Below are 25,644 nucleotides of genomic sequence, written 5' to 3'. Positions count from 1 at the left end.
TCCAGATCTCCGTGCGCCCACCGATCGGGGCGTATCCTCAGCAACATGAAGTGCAAGAAGTGTGCGAACAAGACCAAGTGGGAAGACCTGAGCCAAAAGCAAAAGGCCGGCATCCTCGTGTTCGGAGGAGTCGACCTTGTGGCCAAGCTCGCAGCCTGGCACTACCTCTATCACCTGCCAGCAGAACAAATCCGCGGCAAGAAGGCATGGTGGGTGCCGATCACGCTGATCAACGGTGTGGGTTCACCGGCCTTCCTGCTGTTCGGCCGGAAGTGAGCGCGGGCGTAGAAAAACTAATTCCTAAACCCGTGCACCGGGGCGGGGATGAAGCCGCCGCGGGCGATGAATTCCTCGTTGCCCACCTTGGATACAGGGATTACCGGCGCGTAGCCTAGCAGGCCACCGAAGTTCACCTCGTTGCCGGGTTTGGTGCCGGGGACAGGGATCACGCGCACAGCGGTGGTCTTGTGGTTCATCACGCCGATGGCGGCTTCGTCCGCGATCATCCCGGAGATCTGTGCGGCCGTGGTGTCGCCGGGGATTGCCACCATGTCCAGCCCCACCGAACAAATGGCGGTCATGGCTTCGAGCTTGTCCAAGGAAATGTTGCCGGCGCGCACCGCGTCGATCATGCCCTTGTCCTCAGAGACGGGGATGAAGGAGCCGGACAATCCGCCGATGCGCGAGCAGGCCATCATGCCACCCTTCTTCACGGCGTCATTGAGCAGCGCGAGTGCGGCTGTGGTGCCGTGCGTGCCGGCTTGATCCAGGCCCATGTGTTCTAGGATGTGCGCCACGGAATCGCCCAGCTCAGCAGTGGGGGCGAGGGAGAGATCCACGATCCCGAAGGGAACCCCGAGGCGCTCTGAGGCCATGTTACCCACCAATTGGCCTGCGCGGGTGATCTTAAAGGCGGCCTTCTTGATCTCCTCGGCAACCTCGTTCAAGCTCGCACCCTCAAGTGACCCCAGTGCGCGGTCCACCACGCCAGGTCCGGAAACGCCAACGCTCACCACGCAATCGGGCTCCTCAACGCCGTGGAATGCGCCAGCCATGAAAGGGTTGTCGCCCACAGAATTGGCAAACACGACCAGCTTGGCGCAGGCAATGGCGTCGCGATCCTTGGTAAGTTCTGCTGCCTGCTTAATCACCAGGCCGAGCTCGCGTACTGCATCCATATTGATGCCTGCGCGCGAGGAACCTACATTCACTGAAGAACACACCACGTCGGTGTCGGTGAGTGCTTGAGGGATTGACTCAATCAAACGCCGATCGGCTGCGGTCATGCCCTTTTCCACCAGCGCTGAATAACCGCCGACGAAGTTCACGCCCACTTTCTTGGCTGCGCGATCCAGTGCGTGCGCCAGTGGCACCGGCGATTCCTCGTGTGCCGCGGCGATCAACGCAACGGGGGTGACCGAGATACGCTTGTTCACGATCGGGATGCCGAGCTCGCGCTCAATGGTTTCGCATTCGGGAACGAGACGCTGGGCGAGCCGCGTGATTTTTTCCTCGACGGCTTCGCAGGTGGCGTCCATGGAGCCGCGAACGCAATCAAGAAGCGAGATGCCCATGGTCACGGTGCGGATGTCCAGGCGGTATTGCTCGATCATCTCGATGGTGTCGAGGATGTTCGAAGAAGAGTGCAGGGTGGTCACTGGTTGTTGCATGGCTGCCACCTAGATGGTGTTCATCGCGTCGAAGATGGCCTGGGATTGGATGCGAATCACCAGTGCTTCTTGCTCCTCAACTGCGTGCATGCGCTGTTGGATCGCTTCGATATTGGTGGCTTCCTCATCAAATGAAACGTGAAGAATCATGGTGAAGTAGCCGTCCATGATGGTCTGCGAAACGTTGTTGATATTAACTTCAAGCTCAGCGCAAGCGGCGGACACAGCGGCGATAATGCCGGTGTGATCCTTGCCGGTAACAGAAATGATGGCAAACATATCCAGCATCCTACTTGCCGCTGCTGTCAAGCTCCGCATGCGCTAACAAGACCAAGCTTTTCGACGCCCTCGCGACCGCTCTCTTGCCGCCTTTCCGGTGGTGAAGCCTTCCTATTGAGGTACCCCAGACTTTGTTTGTTCGGCGTACTGCTGGCATATCTGGAGGAAATTTAGCATCACTTGATTTGATGCGGTGGTATCGATCGCTCGCGCTCGCTGTGCTACCTGGTCAAACTCAGCGGCGTTGAAATAGCCGTAGTCGAGGTAGAAACCTATGCGTGTCACGAAGCGTTCGGTCGTGAGTTCGGGGTGGAATTGGGTGGCCCAAGTGGATTCGTTGGCGCGGATCGCCTGTATTGGGCAGTGGGGCCCGCCGGCGAGCCGGGTGACGCTTTCGTCGAGTTCTTCGGCGCTCTCGGTGTGGCCCCCGAGCGACTGAAATTTGCGCGGCAGACCTTGGAAGAGTGGATCTTTCATGCCAGCTTCGGTCAAAATGACGTCGGTGGGTCCTGCTTCTTCGGGGAAATTCCTGCGCACTATGCCTCCGGTGGCATAGGTCAAAAATGAATTGCCGTAGCAAATGAACAGTGTAGGAATGGGCTGGTGAATGAGTGCTCGCAGTTCGCGGTGCACGGTGTGCTGCCACTCGGTGTATTGCTCGTTGGTGACATTGAGTGGGCTGCCGCCGACGATGATGCCGTCGAAGCTACCGGCGGAAAGGTCGATCGAATCTTCGGGGTCGTCCACTATCTGGTGGGTGATGTGTTCGGGTTGAAGCCCGGTGGTCTCAAGCACATCGACGTATTCGGCTTGGATAACGTCCTCGCCGGTACGGACGGAAACTAACAGCACATTGACCATGAAAGCCATAATAGACCTCTTGGTCTATTTTTGGCTAGTTTTTGAAGAATCATTTATTGAATGAATTGCATGGCAGCGTATTGTTTCCTCAACTAGATCCAGAAGGCTGGATAGGCGTTCTGGCGGTTCACCCGCAGCAAACCGGGAAATGAAGCCATCAAGTACCGTTTCCAAATAGAGGTGCAAAACTTCGATGGGAACGTCGTCGCGCATCCTGCCCTTGGCTGCGTTCTGCTCAAGTCGCTCCCGCACAGCTTGGTCTAACACGCTTTGGTGTGCTTGCCATTGAGCTCGGAACGCAGGATCGGTGCGCAGCATGGTGATGATCTCTAGGCGGGTGTACAACCACTCATAGCGTTCGGGGCGTGCGAGCATATCGCGCATGACGTCCACGAGCCCGTACTGGGCAACGACCTCAGCCATCCTCGCTGCATCTTCGCGAGCAAGGGCGAGGAACAAGCCTTCTTTGTCCCCGAAGTGATGAAAAATAGCCCCGCGTGATTTTCCCACGGCTTCTTCCAGCCGACGGACGGTAGCGCCTTCATATCCGTGCTCAGCAAAGCAGCGCCTGGCGCCTTCAAGAATGTCCTGGCGTTTAGAAGATAGCTCGGCATTGCTCACCACAGGCATGAATGCGTCCTTTGAGGATTGTTAAGTGAGGAAAGAAAACGGGGGACCGGTGTTTTCCGATCCCCCGCGATTTGATCGAGGTTTTAGCCCTTGATCATCTGGCGCAGCACGTACTGCAGAATGCCGCCGTGGCGGTAGTACGAGGCTTCACCGGGGGTGTCGATACGAACCACAGCGTCGAATTCGACCTTATCGCCGGATTCCTTGGTTGCGGTCACATGGACAGTCTTCGGCGTGGTGCCCTCATTGAGCTCCTCAATGCCAGTGATGTCGAAGGTCTCGTGGCCGTCCAGACCAAGAGACTCATGGGACTCACCTTCGGGGAACTGCAGTGGAATGACACCCATGCCGATGAGGTTGGAGCGGTGGATGCGCTCGAAGCTCTCGGTGATGACGGCCTTGACGCCGAGCAAGTTGGTGCCCTTCGCCGCCCAGTCACGGGAAGAACCGGTGCCATACTCCTTACCTGCCAAGACGACCAGTGGGGTGCCAGCAGCCTTGTAGTTCTCGCAAGCATCGAAGATGAAGGACTGAGGCGCATCTTCCTTGGTGAAGTCCAAGGTGTAGCCGCCAGCGACGTCGACAAGCTGATTCTGGAGGCGGATGTTGGCGAAGGTGCCACGCATCATCACCTCGTGGTTGCCACGGCGGGAACCCAACGAGTTGTAGTCGTTGCGCTCAACACCGTTGGCGTCCAGGTACTGAGCGGCCGGGGTGCCGGGCTTGATGGAGGAAGCGGGCGAGATGTGGTCAGTGGTGACCGAATCGCCAAGCTTTGCAAGCACACGAGCTCCCTTGATGTCCTCAACGGGCTTCGGTTCAACTTCCATACCGTCGAAGTAAGGAGCTTTACGAATGTAGGTGGAGCTCTCATCCCACTCGAAGGTCTTGCCGGTGGGGATTTCGAGGTTTTGCCACTGCTCGTCGCCCTTGAACACGTCGGCATAGTCAGCCTCGTAGAGTTCGCGAGAGATGGCCTCGGCGATGGTGGACTCGATCTCTTCGGTCGAAGGCCAGATATCCTTGAGGAAGACGTCGTTGCCGTCCTGATCCTGACCAAGGGCTTCGTTTTCGAAGTCGAAGTCCATGGTGCCGGCGATAGCGTAGGCAATCACCATGATCGGGGACGCGAGGTAGTTCATCTTCACGTCAGGGGAGATGCGACCTTCGAAGTTACGGTTGCCTGAAAGCACGGCGGTTGCAGCCAGATCGTGCTCGTTGATGGCGTCCGAGATCTCCTGCGGCAGCGGGCCGGAGTTACCAATACAGGTGGTACAGCCGAAGCCGGAGAGGTAGAAGCCAAGAGCTTCAAGATCCTTCCAGAGGTCTGCGCGCTGGTAGTAGCCGTCCACCACCTGGGAGCCGGGAGCACAGATGGTTTTTACCCATGGCTTTGCCTTCAAGCCCTTATCAGCGGCCTTGCGGGCGATCAGACCAGCGCCGATCATCACTGAGGGGTTGGAGGTGTTGGTGCACGAGGTGATGGAGGCGATAGCGACCATGCCGTGGTCGATTGTGAACTCGCCGCCGTTGGGGGAGGACACGGTCACAGGCTTCGACTGGCGGCCCTTGGCGGTGGTGGCCAGAGACTCGCCATGGCCCTCGCGGGAGGAGTTGAAGCTCGGGGCAGCCTGATCCTCGTCGCCAGCCTGATCCTCGCCCTCGGAACCCATGCGGACAGCCTCGAGCCCTTGGTCCTCTTCACAAACCTCGCCATCGGCGTAGGTGGGCAGATCCTTGCGGAACTGTTCCTTGGCCTCGGAAAGCAGGATGCGGTCCTGCGGACGCTTCGGTCCTGCGATGGAAGGAACCACGGTGGACAGGTCGAGCTCGAGGTATTCGGAGTACTCGGCCTCAGGAGCGTCTTGTTCCAGCCACATGCCCTGAGCCTTGGCATAAGCCTCAACGAGCTTGATCTGCTCTTCGGGGCGGCCGGTGAGGTGCATGTACTTGGTGGTCTCTTCATCAATGGGGAAGATCGCACAGGTGGAGCCGAACTCGGGGCTCATGTTGCCGATGGTGGCGCGGTTCGCCAGCGGAATGGACTTCACACCGTTGCCGTAGAACTCCACGAACTTCTGCACCACGCCATGCTCACGCAGCATCTCCGTGATGGTGAGCACCACGTCGGTTGCAGTGACGCCAACCGGAATTTCGCCGGTGAGCTTGAAGCCGACAACCTTAGGGATGAGCATCGACACTGGCTGGCCGAGCATGGCAGCCTCTGCCTCGATACCGCCAACGCCCCAGCCGAGGATGCCGAGGCCGTTTTCCATGGTGGTGTGGGAGTCGGTACCGATACAGGTATCGGGGTAGGCGAGGCCGTTGTTGTCGAAGACCACGCGTGCCAGGTACTCGATGTTCACCTGGTGGACGATGCCGGTTCCGGGAGGAACCACACGGAAGTTAGAGAAGTTCTCCGCTCCCCAACGCAGGAACTGGTAGCGCTCTTCGTTGCGCTCGTACTCGATCTCGACGTTCTTCTCGAGCGCGTCGGAGGAGCCGAATGCCTCGACGATCACGGAGTGGTCGATCACCATCTCTGCGGGGTTCAAGGGGTTCACCTGGTCGGGGTTACCGCCAAGGGTCTTCACGGCCTCGCGCATGGTGGCGAGGTCAACCACACAAGGAACGCCGGTGAAGTCCTGCATAAGCACACGGGCCGGGGTGAACTGGATTTCCACATTCGGCTCGGCCGAAGGGTCCCACTGTGCGAGTGCCTCGATGTGCTCGGTCGTAATGTTTGCGCCGTCTTCGGTACGCAGAAGGTTCTCGGCGAGCACCTTCAGGGAGTACGGCAGCTTCTCCAAGCCTTCAACAGCGCTGAGGGCGAAGTAGTCATAAGACTTATCGCCAACCTCAAGCTTCTGCTTGGCGTTGAAGGAGTTCTTGCTTTCAGTCACAGTGAGCTCCAGTTTCTTTTCGTGAATAGTGTCAAAGCTTGGCGCTACAAACGCAAAGCTCCTCGGGCGCCACGCAAGTATCGCCTCGCACTACTAGCGTAGCGCGAAGACTGCGATGTGGCGTCGCCTGACGCGTATCTTAACAGTACGAGCGTTATGTTTGGGTTTTTAGCCCCGAAAAGGGCGATTTTGCCCAGCGGCGTGTAGTTCGCCGGAACAAAGAACTCTATGTAAAACTGGTTGAGTTCCGTATATAAGGAAGGTCCCGCAATGAATTCTCCGGAAGAGTATTTCCAGCGCTTCGATGAGCCCCTGGCCCAGCAGCAGATCGTTATGGAACATCCGGAACCGGTGAAGCTAGCCGAACTCAAAGACATCGTGCAATCGCTCCAAGATCGCCCGTATGGTGACATGGAGGTTTTGGTTCTGGATGAAGTTGGTCAGCGCACCGACGTATTTCGGGATCTTGCTACGCAATTGAAAAAGCAGCACGACGTGGACACCGTTGTGGTGAAATCACCAGACCTAGCGGTAGTGGTGAGTGACGAGCTGACCCGTGCACAGATCGAGTCCATACAGCCTCCAATGTCGAACGAAGCAGACAGTGCCGTTGCACTAAGAGCAATGCCGGCACTTCTGGATGTAGATCCTGTGCCTGGTACCACGATGGTTGGGATAACGGGCTTGCTGATCATTCTTACAGTGGCTGTAACAACGAGGTTTGCCAAGCGTTCTCGAAACTGAGCTGCGATAACCCCTCTGCCAGCAACCCCTCAATCAAGGTTGCTGGCTTTACTTTTATGTCCATAGACCGTTCTGGGGGGAATCGGGGACATTGACGCGCCTGTTGTGGCCTAATGTGAGGAAGCTAACATGGAAGGTATTCCTACGGCGGTTTTCCCGGGTGAGCTGGTGGAAGATCTTCTAAAAGCGCCGCTGTTACACGTGTTATTAGACGTGTTTAGAGGGAAGAAAGCAGACAAAGTGGCCGGAGTGCTTTATGGTTCTGTTATCGGCTCATGGGTCGATCGTAGAAACTTGACTATCTACCGATACTCGCGCATGTGGGGAAGCACGCAGTGAGAAGACGGCGGATAACAACGGCGCCTGTGATCAACCCTGGGCTGAACCGTGTGTATCAGTGGCCCGATCGCTCTTTCGTGGAAGGAGCGCCTGCAATCGGGTGAACAGGAGATTTTGTGTCAAACTTTGCGTCGAAGTACCCCGCCGTGCGCATCGCCGCCGCGCTGACGCTGGCGACTTCATTAGCCATCGGCACCGCTTTTCCCGCAGGAGCGCAACCGAGGAACCCTTCGGATACCGAGATTGCGAGCGCGAATCAGCAGGCTGGGCAAGCGGAAGGTAAAGTCTCGAGCCTTGTTAGTTCCGTTAGTCGGTCTGATGCTGCGATTACGCAACTCGAAATGGAGATGGGTGGCCTTCGTGAATCTGTCAACAAGGCTCTGGTTGACTATCACGACGCTGTAACCTCCGCTGAACAGGCACGCGAGGGCGTCAAGCGCGCCCGTGCTGAGCTCGACAAAACTCAGGCGAAAATTGAAGCTGCACAGCGAGTGCTTGATGAGATCTCACGCTCGGAGTACCGCCGACAAGGTGGGAATAATCAAGGCGTCTCGGAGATTGCAGGCACGGAAACAACTGAGGACGCTCTTGACCGTCAGACCTTCAAGCGCGTCAATGCTGAGAAGCAGCGTGAGCACGTCGAAAAGCTTGACAAACTACGCACTGAGCAGGCTAACGAAGAGTCTCGACTGCGCGAAGCACGCAATATCGCCGAAGACCGCGAGGAGACCGCGAAGAGCAAAAAAGAAGAAGCGGAATCTCGCATTCAAGACACCTCGAAGCAACTTGACGAGAACACCCGCAAACGAGCCGAACTTGTGGCACAGCGAGACAAGGCGAAGCGGGAGCTTGATCAGGCACGCGGCACCGTAAGCGCGTTGGAATCTGATCGCAAAGAATATCAGGACTACATCAAGGCCGAAGAGGAGCGAAAGAAGGCCGAGGAAGCGGCCAAGGCTGCTGAAGCTGTTCGCCAGAAGGCTCTCGAAGAGCAACGAGCTAAAGAAGAGGCCGCAAAGCAGGCGCAGGCCGAGGCTGAAGCCGCTCATAAAGCGCAAGTGGAAGCTGAAGCCAAGGCCGCTGCGGACGAAAAGGCCAAGGCTGATAAGAAAGCCGCCCAAGCCAAGCAGGCGGAGGCGAAGAAGAAGCTTGAAGCCGCCAAGAAGGCTGCTGAGGCCGCAAAAGCAAAGGCTGAAGAAGAAACGTCCAAGGCGGCGGACGCTAAGGAAGCTCAAAGTACGAGTGAAGACAAGTCCACAGAGGCTGCTGCAGCTCTGATTGAGGCCTCCCAGCCGGAGCACACCTCCTTGGATGGCAATGGTGGCGGCAACACCGTGCAGAACCCCGAGGGGCAGAGCACCAGCGGCAACGAGGCCGTGGATTCTGTGGAGGTAGCAACCAACGAGAGCGTTTCCGCAGAAGCAAGTGAGACGGTCACGAGCGGTTCACGCAGCGCCCAGATCGAGACCGTAATCTCACGAGCAATGTCGCAGCTTGGCGTGCCCTACGCTTGGGGCGGGGGTAACGCCAATGGTCCCACCCGAGGCATTCGAGACGGTGGCGTGGCTGATTCCTACGGCGATTACAATAAGGTCGGCTTCGACTGCTCTGGCCTGGTCATTTATGCTTTCGCGGGCGTCGGTATCGCGCTGCCACACTACACGGGCTACCAGTATCAACATGGTACGAAGGTCGATCCTTCGCAGATGCAACGAGGCGATTTGATCTTCTACGGCCCGAACGCCGAGCAGCACGTGGCGATCTATCTCGGCGACGGTCAGATGATCGAGGCTCCGCAATCAGGTTCCACCGTGCAAGTGTCTCCAGTGCGTTGGTCGGGCATGACCCAGTACGTTGTGCGACTGATCTAAGCTTTTCGACGTTTCAGCGGGTGTCTTTCCAGGGCACCCGCTGCTTGCGTTGAACCTGTAACCGCAGTGTTACCCTATGGGGCATGACTCGCCCGGATGCTCAATTCGAAGCAACGCTGAAATCCATCGAAGACATCGATGCCCTGCTCCTTCTATCCTTTGGAGGTCCCGAAGGGGTAGATGAGGTACGACCGTTCCTTGAAAACGTCACCGCTGGGCGAGGTATTCCGCCAGAGCGTCTCGATGAAGTGGGAAAACATTATTACCACTTCGGTGGAAAAAGCCCGCTCAACGATCTGAATAAGGAAATTATCGCCAACATTGAGGCGGAGTTGGCCTCCAGGGGCATTGACTTACCTGTGTTTTTCGGGAATCGAAATTGGAAACCCTTCGCCAACGACACCGCTTCAGAAATGGCGAAGGCGGGTGTGCGCACAGCGGCGGTCTTCGCTACCTCCGCGTGGGGCGGATATTCCGGGTGCCGTCAATACGGTGAAGACATCCAGGCGATGAGGGAACACCTTCAGAGCCAGGGGTTGCCGCTCATTGATTTTCTGAAGATTCGTCAATTCTTCGACCATCCAATGTTTATTGAAGAACAGGTATCCGTCATCGAGGATGCCTTCCGGCACTGGGGTTTGAGCCCCAAGGAAGCGCAAGATCAAGGTGTGAGGCTTGTTTTTAGCGCTCACTCCATTCCGGTCATCGCCAATGAACGCGCCGGTACGCCCGAGGATGGTTCGCTGTACAGCCTTCAGATTGAGCAAGCTTCCAAACTCGTCGCAGAAAAGCTTGGCTTCGAAAACTACGACGTGGTGTGGCAATCAGCTTCGGGGAACGGGCGCGTACCGTGGCTCGAACCCGACATTGTCGATCACGCGGAGCAGCTTGAGGCTCAGGGCGTAGAAAAGATGGTGGTAGCCGCCATCGGTTTCATCTCAGATCACATGGAGGTGGTTTGGGATTTGGACAATGAGCTCCAAACCGCCATCGCGCCTACGAACCTCGAAGTAGTTCGCGCCGCAACTGTCGGTCACACCGACACGTTTGCGTCCATGGTGGTCGATCTCATCGAAGAATCTATCGGCAGCAAAAAGCCTCAACACCTCGGATCCGTGCCTTCCAAAGGTTGCACCATCAACGGCGCCCCGTGCGAAGTGTCCTGTTGCGAGCCTATGAAACGCGGGCGAGCTCAATAGCGCTGAATGCCACGGCGCTCATACGCGCTTGCCGAATCGGATTGCTCAAGCTCAATAACTCTGGATCCATCGAGTGTTCCCCCAACACGCTGAGCATTGCTTCCAGTACTGCGCTGGCAGAATCTGCTCGGGCAATCAGCTTCAACGCGCGTGCGGGAATATCTGCTGGCAGACCTGGACTATCGAAATAATCTCTCAGCGTCCCGACGGCCAACCGGGCTGCGGGCGCTCCATCAAGCCGAAGCTGCTGCTGCTCGATGAGCAAGGCAGCGCGATCCACTGCAGCACGCAAGTGTGAATCGGCTTCTCCCGGCATGAGGAAATGCTGAAGATGTGGTGCGAGCTCAAGCCGGTGGTGCTGCCAAAGCGTTCCACCATCGACGAGAGTGTGTGGCACCAGGACATTTGCTTCACCGTGCGCCGTTGCCCGCAGCACCATCGCCTCGTGTCCTGGAACATCGGCAGCCAGCGGCTGTCCAGGTCCGGCAAGCAGCACAGTGCACCATGGAAATGCGGGGGCAGGCTTCGTGAGATTTCTAAAAAATCGTGCCATGAACACACCTTCGAGCCGCTCTCCATGAGACGTGCTCAGTACATGGGGTCCGCCGAGTGTATCCAGGGCCTCCTCGAAAGCATCGTAGCTTTCACGACCGCACATCCAGGATTGGAGCCAAAGGGCGATATTTTGTACCGGTGAATAAACGTGAAACGGTGAGTGCATAGGCGATTTATGCTAGCCGATAAAGTGAACTGCTATGAGTTTTGATGATCGCTACGCCAACATTTTAGGCGGACACCAAAGAAACGCCCCGAGAACCTATCCGAAGGTTCCGGCCGAGCCAGGCCTCGTTGTGGAAGTGCTCGCTGACGGTTTTGTCGGTGCGGTGATCAATTTTGAGCGCACATATGACGGCGATTTCCTTCGTCTGGAAGATCGCTATGGGCGTGAGCGTCTGTTCAAAATGCGTCCAGGGGCGTTCATGATCGACGGACAACGGGTGGAATTGACCCGCTTTGTGCCTCAGCGTGCGCCCCAACGTTCCAACTCAGGATCACGTCGGGTCGAAAACGTTGAAGCCAAGATCGCCGCGCCCTCGCGCATCTGGGTTGAAGGGGTACACGACGCGGCGATCGTCGAAAAGATCTGGGGTCACGATCTGCGTGTTGAAGGCGTGGTAGTGGAGTATCTCGAAGGACTGGATAACCTGCAGTCCAAGTTGGAGGAGTTTCAACCTGGGCCTGGCAGAAGGGTAGGGGTACTGGCCGATCACCTCATTGAAGGTACGAAAGAGTCGAGGCTTACCCGATCTGTTGGTCCACATGTTTTAGTTACTGGTCACCCGTTCATCGACATCTGGGCAGCGGTGAAACCGGAACGTGTTGGGCTCAATGCTTGGCCTGAAGTTCCCTATGGCGAGGATTGGAAGATGGGGGTGTGCCGCAGGGTAGGTTGGTCGAACCCAAAGGACGGGTGGCGCAGGGTGTACCAAGCGGTGGACACGTTTCGAGATGTTGATTCCACATTGATCGGAGCTGTGGAACGATTGGTGGATTTCGTAACGGATGAAACCCTGAGCAAGGAAGATCTGCTCTAAGAGGTTCTCTTACGTATCCTTGGCCGTGTGGGAGCCTTGATTTGGATTGTGATCGCGCTGGCGCTAGCTGGCCTCGAACTACTGGCGGGAGAACTCACGTTCTTGATGCTTGGCGGCGGCGCTCTCGCCGCGGCTGGAACAAGCATGGTCAGCGATTCCTTACCTGTCCAAGCAGTAGTGTTCGCGGTCGTCTCGATCGCTCTGCTAGGTTTGGTGAAACCCATCGCCAAAAAGCGCATGCTACAGGCTCCTGCCCTCGATACTTCGCCGCGGGCCGCACTTGGCCAACGTGCGGAAGTACTCGAACTCGTTGATGCAACCAGCGGCCAAATCCGCTTCGACGGTGGCATCTGGTCTGCACGCTCGTTACACGAAGATGAGCGATTTACGGTAGGCGAAAGTGTTCAAGTTGTTGATATTGACGGCACCACTGCTGTGGTGTGGAAGGGGATCTAACCCATGACTGGATTGATTTTCCTCGCGGTTGTGGTGGCTCTGGCAGTGCTCATACTCGCCAAAACAATCGTGGTGATACCCCAGGGTGAAGCCGCGATTGTCGAGCGATTGGGCCGCTATACCCGAACCATTTCGGGAGGCATCAGTTTGCTCGTGCCTTTCATCGACCGGGTTCGGGCTCGCATAGATACTCGTGAACGTGTGGTGAGCTTCCCTCCACAGGCCGTGATTACTCAAGATAATCTCACCGTCGCCATCGATACGGTCGTGACCTTTCAAATTAATGATCCGGCCCGTGCGATTTACGGGGTCGACAACTACATCGTTGGTGTGGAGCAGATCTCTGTAGCCACGCTTCGCGATGTAGTTGGCGGCATGACATTGGAAGAGACACTGACGTCTCGAGAAGTGATCAACCGTCGGCTGCGTGGTGAGCTCGACGCCGCCACCACCAAATGGGGCTTGAGAATCAGCCGCGTTGAATTGAAGGCTATCGATCCGCCTCCATCGATCCAGCAGTCCATGGAAATGCAAATGAAGGCGGATCGGGAAAAGCGGGCTATGATTCTCACCGCTGAGGGGCGCCGCGAATCTGATATTCGAACGGCAGAGGGCGAAAAGCAGGCAAAGATCCTGGCGGCCGAGGGTGAAAAGCACGCGGCAATTTTGGCAGCTGAAGCCGAACGAGAGGCAACTATCCTCAAAGCGGAAGGCGAACGCGCGGCACGATACTTGGCGGCCCAAGGTGAAGCGAAGGCTATCCAAAAGGTCAACGCGGCCATCAAGTCTGTCCAGGTTACCCCGGAAGTTTTGGCCTACCAGTATTTGGAGAAGCTGCCGCAGCTTGCGCAGGGTGAAGCCTCCACAATGTGGATGATTCCCAGCCAATTCGGTGATGCTTTGGAAGATTTTGCCAAAGCACTTGGCAAACGCGACGAAGACGGCGTATTCCGCTATGAACCAGCGCAGCGAGATGAACGCAGCGAGAACATCGCAAACGCCGATGATCACGAGGATTGGTTTAACACGCAATCGAATCCTGAAATCGCCGCTGCGGTAGCTGCAGCCAACGCTGTTGCTAATAAACCTGTGGACGAAGAACCGCTCGGCACTGGCGCAAAGAAGGCGATTTCACCTGAAGCTACCGCAGCGATTGAGCAGCCCGACACCACAGACTAACGGCTTGCTGATAGCCGGCTTGCTCGGCTTGCCAACCGGCGGCTTGGAGCCTTTGACTCATCGCTTGCTTGGAAATGCCAAGTGCATCTGCCGCTTCAATTTGACTGAGTCCCGAACGGACCAAGGACGTGGCTTCGCGGCCCTCCTTGGTTCTCTTCGACAAGACAAACTGCAACAGCGTGAAGCTCGCCTGGAGTTCTTTTGAAAACTCTCCGGCCGCTACATAGACGTGCCCGGCCTTGGCGCGTTGCGGAAGAACAAGCTCTGCTTGATTGAGCGAGTCATGGGAACATGACAATCCAATCGCCCAGTCGCCGGCAGCTAGTAACGCCAGCGTGGCGTTGACGAAACCTTCAGGTGTGTCGGGCTCAGCAGCAATATCCTCCACGCGTACAACGGAGAACTCGCCTGCGCCTTCTAGCGTTGAAAGCGCCTCCGCCGAACGACGGACAAATTCGGCTCGTCTGCGTTCTCTGCCTCTGTAGCGCGCAAAAATAGCAAAGTGCATGAACGCCAGCTTAGCAAAGTCTAGATTTCAGACTTGACAATCTCGGTCTCGCTCTGAAGCGGCAACGTGGCGTCGAGAAGCAAACCCAAACAACCTAGCGTTGCGATACCTAACACTGGAAGTACAGACTGCGCGCTGAATTCGTGTGCAAACGAGTTGCCGAGTGCAACGGTCACGATGGTGCCCGGCGCAGAACCAATGAAGGTGGCTACACAGAAACCGAGCAGCGATATTGGGCTTAAGGCGGCCGCATAATTTAAGAGCGAAAAGGGGACAGCGGCGATCATGCGTAGTGAAGTGATCGCGAGCCAGCCGCGTTCTTGAAGCCGAACCTGGATGCCGTGGAAAAGTGGGTGGCTCGATTGGGGACGCACTGATCCGCCAAAGAGTTGGCGAATGAGCAGCATGGATAATCCTGCGGAGAGCGTGGTTGCAAGTAGCGCTAAAACGATGCCTAACTTCGGCCCGAAGAGCACGCCTGCTGAAAGTGTCATGACGGTTCTGGGGATAGGGAATTGCGTAATGCCAATGTAGAGAGAGACAAAGAGGGCGGGAAACCAGGCGCCGGTGGCCAAGGCCCACTGTTGCAAGGTCTGCAAATCGGGAACATCTACAACCAAAGTGGTGAACACAGCCAGCGTGATAGCGATGAAAAGCGTGAGCTGACGCCATCGTGACCAGGTGCGAAAAGTGTTGATTCCATCACGGAATAACTGCATGGTCGCTTGAAATAAACTGCTCACGGCAATTCACCTTAGCTTGCGGTGGAAAACTTCCCGGGAATCAGCACGAACATCGTGCGATAGCCGTCTACACTGTAGCTATGTTGTGAGATGTCCGAATAGTTCCGTTCGGTGCGTCTCATGCCACAAAAAGCAGAACATACTCAACAGCATCACCGGCGTCGCGGCGGGCTCACTGCGTGCTCAACGCGGCCGAACATTATGTGAGGGGAGTGGGTCTACCTCGTGACTGAAACACGATTTACCCGAACCGAAGAATTTGAGGCCAATGAGCAGGCTTGGTACCAAGCTGTTGCCAAGGTCTTTGCCCGAGTACAGAAGAAAGACGTAGCGGATGTGCCACTGGACGTGTGGCGCAAGCTGGTCAAAACCACCTATGACGGAATTGATGTCAACCCGCTGTATAACCGCGGGCAGGAGCTCAACGAACAATCCTTGCCTGGAAGCTTCCCATTCACCCGCGGTGGAGCGAATGCTGGCGTAGAAGAAGGCGTTGGTTGGGGCGTCACCGAAGCGTTCGGTGCCAACGCAAGCAACGAGGAGCTGCTCGCAGCACTGAACAACGGCACCACGAACATCGTGGCGTATGGCGACTGTGACCTGCAGGAGCTTCTGAAGGAAGTGCTCTTCCAGCACGCCCCAGTTCGTCTCAATGCTGGAATACATACCCGCGAACAGGCGGCATCCTTGCTCGAGCTCGCTTCGGCACAATCTGGCGCGCCCAAGTTGCTGGAGTTCGGTGCTTCGCCACTAACTTCGCTTATCGACGAATCCGCTTCCGTGGACCTCGAGACCTCGATTGAACTGGCAAAGAAGGCTGCCGAGCTTGAAAATGTTCGCGCCATCCTGGTGGACGCCGTCTCTCTTTCGAATCAGGGAGCAACTGACGCCCAGGAAGTTGGTCTGGCACTCGCTGCTGGCGTTGACTACCTGCGAGCCCTCACCGAGGCTGGCTTGAGCACCGAACAGGCGCTTGATCAGCTTTCCTTCCGCTTTGCCATCACAGACGATCAGTTTGCGCAAATCGCTAAGTTGCGCGCTGCTCGCGCGCTGTGGGCTCGAGTGGCAGAGATTCTGGATGCCCCCGACCACGGCTCCGCTCCACAGCACGCCCTGACGGCTCCTGTAATGTTCAGCCAGCGTGATCCGTGGGTGAACATGCTGCGCAGCACCGTGGCCGCCTTTGCGGCAGGCGTCGGCGGCGCAAGTGACGTCGAAGTGCTGGTCTTCGACTGGGCTATCAGCGGTGGCCTGCCAAAGGTCTCCCGCACCTTCGCGCACCGCATCGCACGCAACACCAATCTGCTCCTGCTGGAAGAGTCGCACCTGGGTCACGTGATCGATCCTGCCGGCGGTTCCTACTACGTGGAGAAGCTCACTGATCAATTGGCTGAGAAGGCATGGGGCCTGTTCCAGGAAATTGAGGCCAAGGGTGGGTTCCGAAGGGCCGTTGAATCCGGCGAAGTCAAGGCATTACTCGACGCTTCGAACGAGGCGGTGCGAAAGGACGTCGCCCACCGCGTGAAGAAGCTCACCGCCATCAATGAGTTCCCAAATCTGGCGGAGGCTCCACTGCCAGCAGATCTTCGCGTAGAGCCCAAGCACGTGCGCCGTTGGGCGGCAGAGTTTGAAGCGCTGCGGAACCGCTCAGACGCCTTCATGGAAGTCAAAGGCAATCGACCGCGCGCCGTCCTCATACCGCTTGGGCCGCTGGCTAAGCACAACATTCGCACCGGCTTCGTGGTGAACCTCCTTGGCACCGGTGGCATCGAGTCGCTAAACCCAGGCGAACTCAAGCCCGGTACCGAGGAGTTCAACAAAGCAGCGCAATCCGCACCCATCGCTGTGATCTGCGGTACCGACGCTGAATATGACGCCAATGGCAAGGCGGCCTTCGAGGCGCTTCGCGAGCAAGGCCTGGAGACCATCCTTCTGGCTGGTGCCCCCGGGCACGACTTTGAGCCGGATGATTACTTGAACCTCAAGATCGACGCAGCCGCGAAGCTCTCCGAGCTGCTCGAGAAGTTGGGAGCGTAAGAACGACCATGAGCAACATTCCTAATTTTGCTGAGTACCCAGTCGCTGCAGAAGACTCCGCACAGGGTAGCGCCGAGCACCTCCGCGAGCAGGTGTGGACCACCCCTGAGGGCATCGATGTGCCCCGTGTGTTCACTCGCGATGATCGCGACGACGCCGTCGAGGCGGAGCAACTGGACTCTTTCCCGGGCATGCCACCGTTTATGCGTGGGCCATACCCGACCATGTACACCAACCAGCCATGGACTATTCGCCAGTACGCAGGCTTCTCTACGGCTGCCGAGTCCAACGCTTTCTATCGCCGCAACCTCGCAGCAGGCCAGAAGGGTTTGTCCGTTGCCTTCGACCTCGCAACTCACCGTGGTTATGACTCGGACAACGAGCGCGTAGTTGGTGACGTCGGTATGGCGGGCGTGGCCATCGACTCCATTCTGGATATGCGCCAGCTTTTCGAGGGCATCGACCTTGGCGCAGTGTCCGTTTCTATGACGATGAACGGCGCAGTGTTGCCAATTCTGGCCCTCTACATCGTCGCGGCAGAAGAGCAGGGTGTTCCGCCGGAGCAGCTTGCCGGCACCATTCAGAACGATATTCTCAAAGAGTTCATGGTGCGCAACACCTACATTTATCCGCCGAAGCCGTCGATGCGCATCATCTCCAACATTTTCGAGTACACCTCGATGAAGATGCCGCGCTTCAACTCGATCTCTATCTCCGGCTACCACATCCAGGAAGCTGGTGCTACCGCTGACTTGGAGCTCGCCTACACTTTGGCCGACGGTATCGAGTACATTCGCGCTGGTAAGGAAGTGGGCCTGGACGTCGACAAGTTCGCACCACGTCTGTCCTTCTTCTGGGGCATTTCCATGAACACCTTTATGGAGATCGCTAAGTTGCGCGCTGGCCGCCTCCTATGGAGTGAGCTGGTGGCGAAGTTCGGCCCGAAGAATCCGAAGTCGCAATCGCTACGTACTCACTCGCAGACTTCCGGCTGGTCGCTTACGGCACAGGACGTGTACAACAACGTGCCCCGCACCGCGATCGAGGCGATGGCGGCAACTCAGGGTCACACGCAGTCGCTGCACACTAACGCCCTCGACGAGGCGCTAGCGCTGCCTACTGATTTCTCTGCTCGCATCGCTCGTAACACCCAACTGCTGTTGCAGCAAGAATCCGGCACCGTTCGTCCGGTCGATCCGTGGGCCGGCTCCTATTACATCGAGTGGCTTACCGAGCAGCTCGCGGAGCGCGCTCGCAAGCACATCGAGGAGGTCGAGGAAGCCGGCGGCATGGCTCAGGCCACCATCGAAGGCATCCCGAAGCTGCGCATCGAGGAATCCGCTGCGCGTACCCAGGCTCGCATCGATTCGGGCCGCCAGGCGCTCATCGGTGTGAACAAGTACGTGGTGGAAGAAGACCAAGAGATTGAAGTGCTCAAGGTTGAAAACACCAAGGTTCGTGCGGAGCAAATTGCCAAGCTGGAAAAGTTGCGCGCCGAGCGTGATGAGGAAGCTGTACAGAGGGCTCTCGACGCTCTCACCGAGGCAGCACGCAACGAGAACAAGGAGCCTGGCGATCTGGAGCAAAATCTGCTCAAGCTTTCCGTGGATGCCGCTCGTGCTAAGGCCACCGTTGGTGAGATTTCTGATGCACTCGAGAAGGTCTTTGGCCGTCATGAGGCAGAAATCCGCACGCTTTCCGGCGTGTACAAGGAGGAAGTTGGCAAGGAGGGCAAAGTGGGCAACGTTGAGCGAGCCATCGCTATGGCCGATGCTTTCGAACAAGAAGAAGGCCGCCGCCCCCGTATCTACATTGCGAAGATGGGACAGGACGGGCACGACCGTGGCCAGAAGGTGGTTGCTTCTGCATACGCCGATCTCGGTATGGACGTGGACGTCGGGCCGCTGTTCCAGACTCCAGCCGAGGCAGCCCAGGCCGCTGTGGACGCCGACGTGCACGTGGTGGGCGTCTCTTCGTTGGCAGCCGGACACCTCACGCTGGTGCCTGCGCTGAAGGAGGAGTTGGCCAAGCTGGGGCGCGAAGACATCATGATCGTTGTTGGCGGCGTGATTCCTCCTGGCGATTTCCAGGAGCTTTACGACGACGGCGCGGTCGCTATCTACCCGCCCGGCTCCGTCATCGCGGACTCTGCCATCGACATGCTGACTAAGCTGTCTGCACAATTGGGCATTGAACTGCCTGAGCCAGAAGAATCCTAATCATTTTCACTGGCGAAACGCCCCGTTATCGCGCGGGGCGTTTCGCCTTTTCAGCCCCGGCACTTGCCAAGCTGTTGCACAATGGGGGAAGGGAAGAGAAAGGTTTTGCGATGTCGGATTCTCAAGAATTTCTAGAACATCATCTGGGATCATTAATGACCACGGCAGGCACAGACCTGGGCGAAGTTACTGCTGTTGCTCCTGAAGTTGTAAAGCGAGCGCGTCGCCGGATCGACGTTGATGAGCTCTTTGAAGGTGTGCGGGCGGGGAACCGCACTTTGATGTCGAGGGCTATCACGCTGTTGGAGTCAACGGCGGTAGCCCACCGGGTGCTCGCCCAGGAACTTTTGGTTCGCTTGTTGCCCTTCAGCGGCAACGCCCTTCGGGTGGGTATCACTGGTGTGCCGGGGGTGGGGAAGTCAACGTTCATTGAGGCCCTCGGCATGCATCTCATCGCTGAGGGAAAAAGGGTAGCAGTGCTCGCTGTCGATCCCTCCTCTACGAAGACACGTGGATCGATTCTGGGCGATAAGACTCGTATGGCCAAGCTGGCTCGCGAGGAAAATGCCTTCATTCGCCCTTCGCCTTCGGCGGGCACACTTGGCGGCGTTGCCAAGGCAACTCGTGAATCCATGGTCGTGTTTGAAGCCGCAGGGTATGACGTGATCCTTGTGGAAACGGTGGGCGTAGGCCAATCTGAGGTCGCGGTTTCTCAGATGGTGGATTGTTTCACCTTCCTCGCGCTTGCTGGTGCCGGTGATCAGCTCCAAGGCATCAAGAAGGGTGTATTGGAGATGGCGGACTTGGTGGCTATCAATAAGGCCGACGGGCCCAACTTGAAGAACGCTAAGCGTGCCGCGCGAGAATTGGCTGCGGCGATGAGGATGGTGCGGCAGGAAGACGAGCTCTGGCACCCCCCAACAATCACCATGTCCGCAGTAGAGTCTCAAGGCATTGACGAGTTCTGGGGCAATGTCCTGGCTCATCATGAGGTGATGCTGGAATCTGGACGCTTTGAGCACAACCGGCGGGAGCAGCAGGTGCAGTGGATGTGGTCAATGGTGCACGAAACCATCCTACAGCGATTGAACACTAACCCTAAGGTGAAGGAAGTTCGGGCACTCGTAGAGGCACAGTTGCGTGAAGCTCAGATCACTCCGACGCTCGCTGCTGAACGAGTTCTCCAGGCATTCGATGGGGAATAACGATAAAAGCCGCATCTGAATTCAGATGCGGCTTTGTGTTGTGCCCGAGGGGGGACTTGAACCCCCACGTCCATTAGTAGGACACTAGCACCTCAAGCTAGCGCGTCTGCCATTCCGCCACCCGGGCAAGGTGTTCGGTGTTCAGCCTTTCGGCTGGGCACCTGCATAACTATAGGCATGCAAGAGCGATGAAACAAATTCGCAGCTCAGCGAATGTTTTTCCGTATATGTGAGCTGCGTTTGCGCCCACGCACTTCCTGGAAGCAAAGGCGTATGACAGTGATGTGGCGCAAGAGGTTATGAGACAGTAGTAATCATCACAATAGTCCGGTAAGAATGGATGCATGACTTCTTACACCGATGAACGATTCCCAGGCCCTGATCCTTATGCGCCATTGAAAGATCTTCCTAGCTTCCCGCTGCGTTCAGATGATTTCGCTAACGGTGATCAGCTGGGCGATGATCTCGCGGCCCCCAGCAACATCAATCCTCATCTGCAATGGTCCGATCTGCCGGAAGGAACGAAATCTGTAGCATTAACGTGTTTCGATCCCGATGCGCCCACGGCGGCTGGTTTTTGGCACTGGGCGGTGCTGAATATTCCCGTGGAGGTTATGGAGCTGCCGCGGGGTGAAGCCGAGAAGGTGTTGCGCGAGCACGCCGGTGTGATCACCCTGAAGGGTGACTCCGGAGTGCGTGGTTACTACGGTCCTCAGCCTCCAGAGGGGCACGGTCCTCACCGCTACATCTTCGCTGTTCATGCGGTGGACACCGAACGGCTAGATGTTGACGAGGACAACACCCCAACCGTGTTGGGCTTCAACCTGTATTTCCACTCGATCGCACGCAGCGTGCTGTGGGGCTGGTACGAGAATGAGTAATGCTTTGCGCATTGGCGGCGCCTTCGTAGCTGTTGGCGCCGCTCTCTTTTTGCTCACTTTGGTGCAGGTGCTTGTCAATGGATGGATGGCTCCGTTCCCAGTGACGTGGTCATTCATTGCCATTGTGATTGCCGCCGCTATTCTTGGAGCTTTCGCCACGACCGATAAGTCGCAGCCAGGCTCCCGCAGGCAAGTTGTTGCTCTAACCCTCGCGGTGGGGTTGATTTTTGTAGGCAGGATCCTGCCCCAGGAACCCCTGATGATTTGGGCCCAATATTGGCTGCCAGCGTATGGGCTAGCGGCCATCGCCTGTGGTTTGGTTATCCGCAGGTCTTTGACTGCTTAAGCCGAGTCGCTTAATCAAGGGTCCAGGGCAATCCACTTCCCACGGCCTCAGCGATGTTGCTGAGGCCGTGTTCGCGTACCTGCTGAGCCAGCCCGAGGTGAATATCCCTGATCCAATCGGGGCCGCCGTAGATCATGGCGGTGTAGCCCTGTAGGAGGGTGGCACCGGCTGCGATGCGCTCCCATGCTTGCTGGGGAGTACTAATACCGCCAACACCGATGAGCACGAGTTTGCCGTCGACCTTGGTGTGCAAACGTTTCAGCACTTCGAGTGCTCGATCGACAACAGGGGGACCTGAGATACCGCCTGCGCCCATCGCTTCTACCTGGGCTGTGTCGCTTCGGAGTCCATCGCGGCTGATGGTGGTATTGGTAGCGACGATGCCGGCGAGCTTGAGTTCAAGTGCAAGATCCGCCACTGCGTCGACGTCTTCATCGCTGAGATCGGGGGCAATTTTCACCAACACTGGTTTGGTTGTGGCTGCTTGTACCGCTGCGAGAATCGGGCGCAGCGATTCCACCGCCTGAAGGTCCCTCAGCCCTGGGGTATTCGGCGAAGAAACGTTCACGCATACATAGTCGGCGAGATCGCCGAGCAATGATGCCGAACGGCGATAGTCTGCGACGGCATCTTCGGCGGCCACCACTTTGGTTTTGCCGATATTGATGCCAACTACACCTTCGTGATGGCGTCGGCGCAGGTTTCCAGCAACCTCTGCCGCTCCTACGTTATTGAATCCCATCCGGTTCAAGATTGCCTTATCCTTGGGCAGCCGAAACAACCGTGGTTGGGGATTCCCTGGTTGGGGCGACGCGGTAACGGTGCCGAGTTCTGCATACCCAAAACCGATAGCGTCCCAAGCATCGGCGGCCTCGCCGTTCTTATCAAACCCAGCGGCCAACCCAAGAGGCCTGGGGAATCGAACCCCAAATACTTCCTGTTCAAGCACATCGTCGCGGACCGGGAGGACTCGTGAGAGCCCCGTGCGCAGCAGACCTGAGTTTTGGATTGCGCCCATGCCCGTGGCGATCACTCCGTGGATCGTTTCTGGAGCGAGCTGGAACATGCCCTTGAGCGCGAGCTGATACGCCTTGGTGCGGAGTGGGTGCGATTGAGCCATGTGCGCGGATTCCTTAGCTGTTGTATCGAGGGTGATTTACTTGGGGGTGATGATCTGCAGTCCGGCGCCCGAATTTGAGCCCGCAACAACTACGCCGTCCTCTGTGACTGCCAGTGAAGTTGCGTTTTCCACCGCGCGTAGCTCCTGCTGACGCTCGAGGGTGCCGGTGGCCGGGGAGTAGGCGAGCAGTACGTTGTCCTGGGTTGATACAGTCCAGGCCCATTGTCGTTGCTGATCCCAGGCAACGGCCCAGGGACTTGGGGGAGTATCGATGGTTTGGTGGAGCCGGATGATCTCGGAGGCGGCGTAGAGCGCGAGTTGGTTGCCTACGGTGTCGCTGGCGAGCAGCACTCCACGTTCGCCGGGAGCGATGGTGCCTACACCGGATCCGACGCGCAAAATTGGCCCTGGTTCGTTGTCCTCCCAATGGACGTCTTGAATAACCGAGTACTCGCGGTTAATGCGTACTACCGCGTCAGGCCCATCGTCATTGCCAACTCGAATCATCTGATCCGTGTTCTTTTCAACCCGAATATTCTTTGGCTCTTGCCCTTCGCGGTACACCCACACTTCATCCTGATCTTTGTTGCCCGTGATGATCTCCCCACTGGAGGTTTTCACCGCTACGCTCGCGGGATGATCCACCGGGTGTGTGCTGATGTTGCCGTCGAAATGAATTTCCTTGACGTCATCGGGGCAGGCACTGATAAAGGAGCTTGTCGACGCAGTCACGTCACCACATTCCTTGGATAAATCTACCTTGTGCTGCTGTACAAATTTCTGGCCCTCGACGGTGCCGATGAGAAGGGCGTCTTCACTTCGCACTGCAAGGGTGTTGCCGATGACGTCGAGATCAGAAATTGCTGGCATGCCGATCACTGTGCCGTCGGGTTGCGTCTGCTGCGGGGATGCCGCTGGGGAAGCATTGCCCACGGGGGCTTGATCGTCTTTTGCTACTTCGGTCACGGTGGTGCCACACCCGGCGAGGGTGGCCGTGCACAGGGCAATTCCGAGAATCTTCGACGCGTTGCTCACAGCCGATAACCCTACCAGCCACCGTGCGCTACAAGGTCACATCATCGAGCGCTTTTACAATTGCGCGGGGCAAGGTCACAGTCTGTGCTTCCAGCAGCTCATCGCATTGCTCTGCAGTCCGAGGTGTAGCCAGTACGCTCGCTACGCCGGGCTGATGACGTACCCAGGCAAGCGCAGCGGCCGCCATGGATATTCCCAACCCTTCGGCCGCGGTCTTGAGCGCCTGGACCACGGCCTCGCTGCCGCTGGATAGGCCGTGTGCTTGGGCATAGCGCTGCGGATGTTCACGCTGGAGGGTGCTGAGGTCGTGGCGTCCGCTCAGTACCCCTTGTGCGAGGGGAGCGCCGGCGATGATGCCGACCCCCAAATATTCAGCGGCGGGGAAAAGATCGGTCTCCGGGTGCCGATGTAACAAGTTATAAGGGGTTATTGCCGCCACCACATCTCGTCGATGGGTGAGCGCAAGCTGCCAGCCCTGATATCCCCGAACACCGGCGTAGCGAACCTTGCCTTGGCGCACCATGTGCTCGAGTGTGTCCGCCACCTCGAAGGCCGGGGTATTAGCGTCCCAATAGCCAACGGTCCATAGATCGATATGGTCGCGACCTAGGGCGGTGAGCATGCCATCGAGCTGGGCAATGAGGTTGCGGCGCGAGCAATCAACACGCTGCCCGAATGGGGCAGATGGGTTCACACCGGAGGCAATCGACACGATATCCTCCCGGTGCAAAATTTTGGCCGCCAGTGGTGCTGCGTGCGCGGCGACGTCGAAAAGCGAACCCCCGCCGTCGCGAAAGGCGCGCGCGATTGCTGCAGCTTCGTGGCTATCAGTGCCGCGCGTCCATGTTTCGGTGCCGAGCCCAAGCGAGGACACTCGCAGTCCGCTCGCGCCGATGTTTGCATTACTCACATTGCTCAACACTAGTAGTACGCTGCCAGATGTGATTGAACAGACCTTGGCGCAACAAGCCTCCAGCACCGACCTTTCCTGGGCGCAGACGATCATTCTTTCCATCGTCCAGGGCCTCACCGAGTTCTTGCCGGTAAGTTCCTCCGGTCATCTGCGTATTGTTTCTCAACTGTTTTGGGGAGAAGACGCTGGTGCCAGCTTCACCGCTGTGATTCAGCTCGGCACCGAGGCCGCAGTATTGGTCTACTTTGCACGCGACATTTGGCGCATCCTGAGCGCGTGGTTCCGCGGATTGTTCGATAAAACGCAGCGTGGTTTTGACTACCGGATGGGCTGGATGGTCATCGTAGGCACCATTCCAGTTTCGGTGGCCGGCCTGCTGCTTAAAGACATCATCCGCGAAGGTGCCCGCAACCTCTGGATTACCGCATCAATGCTGGTGATCTTTTCTTTCGTGTTCATCCTTGCCGAAAAGCTTGGCAGCAAAAAGCGCAGCTTTGACAAGCTGACTATGAAGGACGCGGTCATTATGGGCCTTGCCCAGTGCCTCGCGCTAATTCCCGGTGTATCCCGTTCCGGCGGCACCATCTCGGCTGGTCTGTTCGTTGGGTTGAACCGCGAAGTTGCGGCCCGTTTCAGCTTCCTGCTTGCAATTCCCGCGGTTTTGGCCTCTGGACTGTTCTCTCTACCAGATGCCTTTGATCCCGCAGCAGGTCAGGCGGCGAGCGGTGCGCAGCTTTTCCTCGGCACCGCAATCGCGTTTGTGCTGGGATACGCCTCCATTGCTTGGCTGCTGAAGTTCGTGTCTCACCACTCCTTCGCATGGTTTGCGGCGTATCGCATCCCAGTCGGTCTAGCAGTTATGGGCTTGCTTGCTGCTGGCGTTTTGCAACCCATCTAATACAGTGGTGGGC

24 protein-coding genes and 1 tRNA gene are annotated in these 25,644 nt (G+C 57.4%); 13 read left to right on the top strand and 12 right to left on the bottom strand.

The genetic code is table 11. The features are described 5' to 3' along the window. Positions 1-45 precede the first annotated feature (45 nt). Positions 46-276 (top strand): hypothetical protein, encoded by a 231-nt coding sequence (locus CGERO_RS05670; protein WP_123934073.1) that lies wholly within the window; start codon positions 46-48, stop codon positions 274-276. Between the two features lie 17 nt (positions 277-293). On the opposite strand, the gene CGERO_RS05665 is transcribed toward CGERO_RS05670, so the two are convergent. The 5 genes from CGERO_RS05665 to can all read right to left on the bottom strand — a co-directional run bounded on the left by CGERO_RS05665 (position 294) and on the right by can (position 6,343). Continuing rightward, positions 294-1,658, bottom strand: a complete 1,365-nt coding sequence (locus tag CGERO_RS05665) for a PFL family protein (protein ID WP_164470316.1) — start codon at positions 1,656-1,658, stop codon at positions 294-296. Positions 1,659-1,679: 21 nt separating this feature from the next. Continuing rightward, positions 1,680-1,949: an ACT domain-containing protein gene (locus tag CGERO_RS05660; RefSeq protein ID WP_123934069.1), complete on the bottom strand. Its 270-nt coding sequence runs from the start codon at positions 1,947-1,949 to the stop codon at positions 1,680-1,682. A gap of 111 nt (positions 1,950-2,060) precedes the next feature. After that, on the bottom strand, positions 2,061-2,810 hold the full coding sequence (locus tag CGERO_RS05655; RefSeq protein ID WP_123934067.1) for a glutamine amidotransferase: 750 nt from the start codon (positions 2,808-2,810) through the stop codon (positions 2,061-2,063). 24 nt (positions 2,811-2,834) lie between these two features. Next, positions 2,835-3,440 carry a TetR/AcrR family transcriptional regulator gene (locus CGERO_RS05650; protein WP_123934065.1) on the bottom strand — a complete coding sequence of 202 codons (606 nt, stop codon included), beginning with the start codon at positions 3,438-3,440 and terminating at the stop codon, positions 2,835-2,837. A gap of 83 nt (positions 3,441-3,523) precedes the next feature. Further along, positions 3,524-6,343, bottom strand: coding sequence for an aconitate hydratase (gene can / locus CGERO_RS05645; protein WP_206423885.1), 2,820 nt, complete (start codon positions 6,341-6,343; stop codon positions 3,524-3,526). Positions 6,344-6,613: 270 nt separating this feature from the next. On the opposite strand from can, the gene CGERO_RS05640 reads away from it, so the two are divergent. From CGERO_RS05640 to CGERO_RS05630, 3 genes are all read left to right on the top strand, one after another. Beyond that, positions 6,614-7,087 (top strand): Rv1476 family membrane protein, encoded by a 474-nt coding sequence (locus tag CGERO_RS05640; RefSeq protein WP_123934061.1) that lies wholly within the window; start codon positions 6,614-6,616, stop codon positions 7,085-7,087. Between the two features lie 455 nt (positions 7,088-7,542). Beyond that, a complete protein-coding gene (locus tag CGERO_RS05635; RefSeq protein WP_123934059.1) occupies positions 7,543-9,297 on the top strand; it encodes a DIP1281 family NlpC/P60 protein in 1,755 nt (584 codons plus the stop codon). A gap of 83 nt (positions 9,298-9,380) precedes the next feature. Beyond that, entirely contained in the window at positions 9,381-10,496 is a 1,116-nt protein-coding gene (locus CGERO_RS05630) for a ferrochelatase (RefSeq protein WP_123934057.1), read from the top strand. Here the strand turns inward: CGERO_RS05630 and CGERO_RS05625 are convergent. Continuing rightward, positions 10,471-11,217 carry a hypothetical protein gene (locus tag CGERO_RS05625; RefSeq protein WP_487249540.1) on the bottom strand — a complete coding sequence of 249 codons (747 nt, stop codon included), beginning with the start codon at positions 11,215-11,217 and terminating at the stop codon, positions 10,471-10,473. The two genes, CGERO_RS05630 and CGERO_RS05625, sit on opposite strands and share 26 nt — an antisense overlap. A gap of 34 nt (positions 11,218-11,251) precedes the next feature. On the opposite strand from CGERO_RS05625, the gene CGERO_RS05620 reads away from it, so the two are divergent. From CGERO_RS05620 to CGERO_RS05610, 3 genes are read left to right on the top strand one after another with little or no spacing between them, the layout of a single operon-like run. After that, positions 11,252-12,091 (top strand): DUF3097 domain-containing protein, encoded by an 840-nt coding sequence (locus tag CGERO_RS05620; protein ID WP_123934053.1) that lies wholly within the window; start codon positions 11,252-11,254, stop codon positions 12,089-12,091. 27 nt (positions 12,092-12,118) lie between these two features. Next, positions 12,119-12,547, top strand: a complete 429-nt coding sequence (locus CGERO_RS05615; RefSeq protein ID WP_123934051.1) for an NfeD family protein — start codon at positions 12,119-12,121, stop codon at positions 12,545-12,547. A 3-nt stretch (positions 12,548-12,550) separates the two neighbouring features. Continuing rightward, on the top strand, positions 12,551-13,726 hold the full coding sequence (locus tag CGERO_RS05610) for an SPFH domain-containing protein (protein WP_123934049.1): 1,176 nt from the start codon (positions 12,551-12,553) through the stop codon (positions 13,724-13,726). Here CGERO_RS05610 and CGERO_RS05605 read toward each other — a convergent pair. Beyond that, on the bottom strand, positions 13,689-14,234 hold the full coding sequence (locus CGERO_RS05605; RefSeq protein ID WP_123934047.1) for a MarR family transcriptional regulator: 546 nt from the start codon (positions 14,232-14,234) through the stop codon (positions 13,689-13,691). The genes CGERO_RS05610 and CGERO_RS05605 overlap by 38 nt on opposite strands. Positions 14,235-14,254: 20 nt before the next feature. Further along, a complete protein-coding gene (locus tag CGERO_RS05600; RefSeq protein WP_245998786.1) occupies positions 14,255-14,977 on the bottom strand; it encodes a TVP38/TMEM64 family protein in 723 nt (240 codons plus the stop codon). 225 nt (positions 14,978-15,202) lie between these two features. Here CGERO_RS05600 and CGERO_RS05595 point away from each other — a divergent pair, with 225 nt between their 5' ends. The 3 genes from CGERO_RS05595 to meaB all read left to right on the top strand — a co-directional run bounded on the left by CGERO_RS05595 (position 15,203) and on the right by meaB (position 20,438). Beyond that, complete coding sequence (locus CGERO_RS05595; protein WP_123934045.1) at positions 15,203-17,014, top strand: methylmalonyl-CoA mutase family protein; 1,812 nt, start codon at positions 15,203-15,205, stop codon at positions 17,012-17,014. 8 nt (positions 17,015-17,022) lie between these two features. Next, entirely contained in the window at positions 17,023-19,233 is a 2,211-nt protein-coding gene (gene scpA / locus CGERO_RS05590) for a methylmalonyl-CoA mutase (RefSeq protein ID WP_123934043.1), read from the top strand. Positions 19,234-19,343: 110 nt separating this feature from the next. Then, positions 19,344-20,438 carry a methylmalonyl Co-A mutase-associated GTPase MeaB gene (meaB, locus tag CGERO_RS05585; protein ID WP_123934041.1) on the top strand — a complete coding sequence of 365 codons (1,095 nt, stop codon included), beginning with the start codon at positions 19,344-19,346 and terminating at the stop codon, positions 20,436-20,438. Between the two features lie 41 nt (positions 20,439-20,479). Here meaB and CGERO_RS05580 read toward each other — a convergent pair. Next, positions 20,480-20,565, bottom strand: a tRNA-Leu gene (locus CGERO_RS05580). 217 nt (positions 20,566-20,782) lie between these two features. On the opposite strand from CGERO_RS05580, the gene CGERO_RS05575 reads away from it, so the two are divergent. Next, positions 20,783-21,319: a YbhB/YbcL family Raf kinase inhibitor-like protein gene (locus CGERO_RS05575; RefSeq protein WP_123934039.1), complete on the top strand. Its 537-nt coding sequence runs from the start codon at positions 20,783-20,785 to the stop codon at positions 21,317-21,319. Continuing rightward, positions 21,312-21,665 (top strand): hypothetical protein, encoded by a 354-nt coding sequence (locus tag CGERO_RS05570; RefSeq protein ID WP_123934037.1) that lies wholly within the window; start codon positions 21,312-21,314, stop codon positions 21,663-21,665. The genes CGERO_RS05575 and CGERO_RS05570 overlap by 8 nt, the downstream gene beginning before the upstream one ends. A 10-nt stretch (positions 21,666-21,675) precedes the next feature. Here CGERO_RS05570 and CGERO_RS05565 read toward each other — a convergent pair whose 3' ends face one another. From CGERO_RS05565 to CGERO_RS05555, 3 genes are read right to left on the bottom strand one after another with little or no spacing between them, the layout of a single operon-like run. Beyond that, the gene (locus CGERO_RS05565) at positions 21,676-22,785 is read right to left on the bottom strand and encodes a quinone-dependent dihydroorotate dehydrogenase (RefSeq protein ID WP_123934035.1); all 1,110 of its coding nucleotides are present in this window, start codon (positions 22,783-22,785) and stop codon (positions 21,676-21,678) included. Between the two features lie 36 nt (positions 22,786-22,821). After that, complete coding sequence (locus tag CGERO_RS05560; RefSeq protein WP_123934033.1) at positions 22,822-23,820, bottom strand: NHL repeat-containing protein; 999 nt, start codon at positions 23,818-23,820, stop codon at positions 22,822-22,824. A 28-nt stretch (positions 23,821-23,848) separates the two neighbouring features. After that, the gene (locus CGERO_RS05555) at positions 23,849-24,730 is read right to left on the bottom strand and encodes an aldo/keto reductase (RefSeq protein WP_245998785.1); all 882 of its coding nucleotides are present in this window, start codon (positions 24,728-24,730) and stop codon (positions 23,849-23,851) included. Here CGERO_RS05555 and CGERO_RS05550 point away from each other — a divergent pair. Then, positions 24,714-25,631, top strand: a complete 918-nt coding sequence (locus CGERO_RS05550) for an undecaprenyl-diphosphate phosphatase (protein ID WP_123934029.1) — start codon at positions 24,714-24,716, stop codon at positions 25,629-25,631. The two genes, CGERO_RS05555 and CGERO_RS05550, sit on opposite strands and share 17 nt — an antisense overlap. The last annotated feature ends 13 nt before the right edge of the window (positions 25,632-25,644 follow it).

The organism is Corynebacterium gerontici (assembly GCF_003813985.1).
In the GTDB taxonomy this organism is placed as follows: Bacteria; Actinomycetota; Actinomycetes; order Mycobacteriales; family Mycobacteriaceae; genus Corynebacterium; species Corynebacterium gerontici.
The sequence above is the reverse complement of the archived record's forward strand: the minus strand, read 5'-3'. Positions and strand labels throughout refer to the sequence as shown.

Excerpts from the sequence above, each read along its gene's own strand:
- CGERO_RS05670 (WP_123934073.1), top strand. The coding sequence starts at position 46 with ATGAAGTGCAAGAAGTGTGCGAACAAGACCAAGTGGGAAGACCTGAGC.
- CGERO_RS05660 (WP_123934069.1), bottom strand. The coding sequence starts at position 1,949 with ATGTTTGCCATCATTTCTGTTACCGGCAAGGATCACACCGGCATTATC.
- CGERO_RS05655 (WP_123934067.1), bottom strand. The coding sequence starts at position 2,810 with ATGGTCAATGTGCTGTTAGTTTCCGTCCGTACCGGCGAGGACGTTATC.
- CGERO_RS05650 (WP_123934065.1), bottom strand. The coding sequence starts at position 3,440 with ATGCCTGTGGTGAGCAATGCCGAGCTATCTTCTAAACGCCAGGACATT.
- CGERO_RS05640 (WP_123934061.1), top strand. The coding sequence starts at position 6,614 with ATGAATTCTCCGGAAGAGTATTTCCAGCGCTTCGATGAGCCCCTGGCC.
- CGERO_RS05630 (WP_123934057.1), top strand. The coding sequence starts at position 9,381 with ATGACTCGCCCGGATGCTCAATTCGAAGCAACGCTGAAATCCATCGAA.
- CGERO_RS05625 (WP_487249540.1), bottom strand. The coding sequence starts at position 11,217 with ATGCACTCACCGTTTCACGTTTATTCACCGGTACAAAATATCGCCCTT.
- CGERO_RS05620 (WP_123934053.1), top strand. The coding sequence starts at position 11,252 with ATGAGTTTTGATGATCGCTACGCCAACATTTTAGGCGGACACCAAAGA.
- CGERO_RS05610 (WP_123934049.1), top strand. The coding sequence starts at position 12,551 with ATGACTGGATTGATTTTCCTCGCGGTTGTGGTGGCTCTGGCAGTGCTC.
- CGERO_RS05605 (WP_123934047.1), bottom strand. The coding sequence starts at position 14,234 with ATGCACTTTGCTATTTTTGCGCGCTACAGAGGCAGAGAACGCAGACGA.
- scpA (WP_123934043.1), top strand. The coding sequence starts at position 17,023 with ATGAGCAACATTCCTAATTTTGCTGAGTACCCAGTCGCTGCAGAAGAC.
- meaB (WP_123934041.1), top strand. The coding sequence starts at position 19,344 with ATGTCGGATTCTCAAGAATTTCTAGAACATCATCTGGGATCATTAATG.
- CGERO_RS05575 (WP_123934039.1), top strand. The coding sequence starts at position 20,783 with ATGACTTCTTACACCGATGAACGATTCCCAGGCCCTGATCCTTATGCG.
- CGERO_RS05570 (WP_123934037.1), top strand. The coding sequence starts at position 21,312 with ATGAGTAATGCTTTGCGCATTGGCGGCGCCTTCGTAGCTGTTGGCGCC.
- CGERO_RS05565 (WP_123934035.1), bottom strand. The coding sequence starts at position 22,785 with ATGGCTCAATCGCACCCACTCCGCACCAAGGCGTATCAGCTCGCGCTC.
- CGERO_RS05550 (WP_123934029.1), top strand. The coding sequence starts at position 24,714 with ATGTTTGCATTACTCACATTGCTCAACACTAGTAGTACGCTGCCAGAT.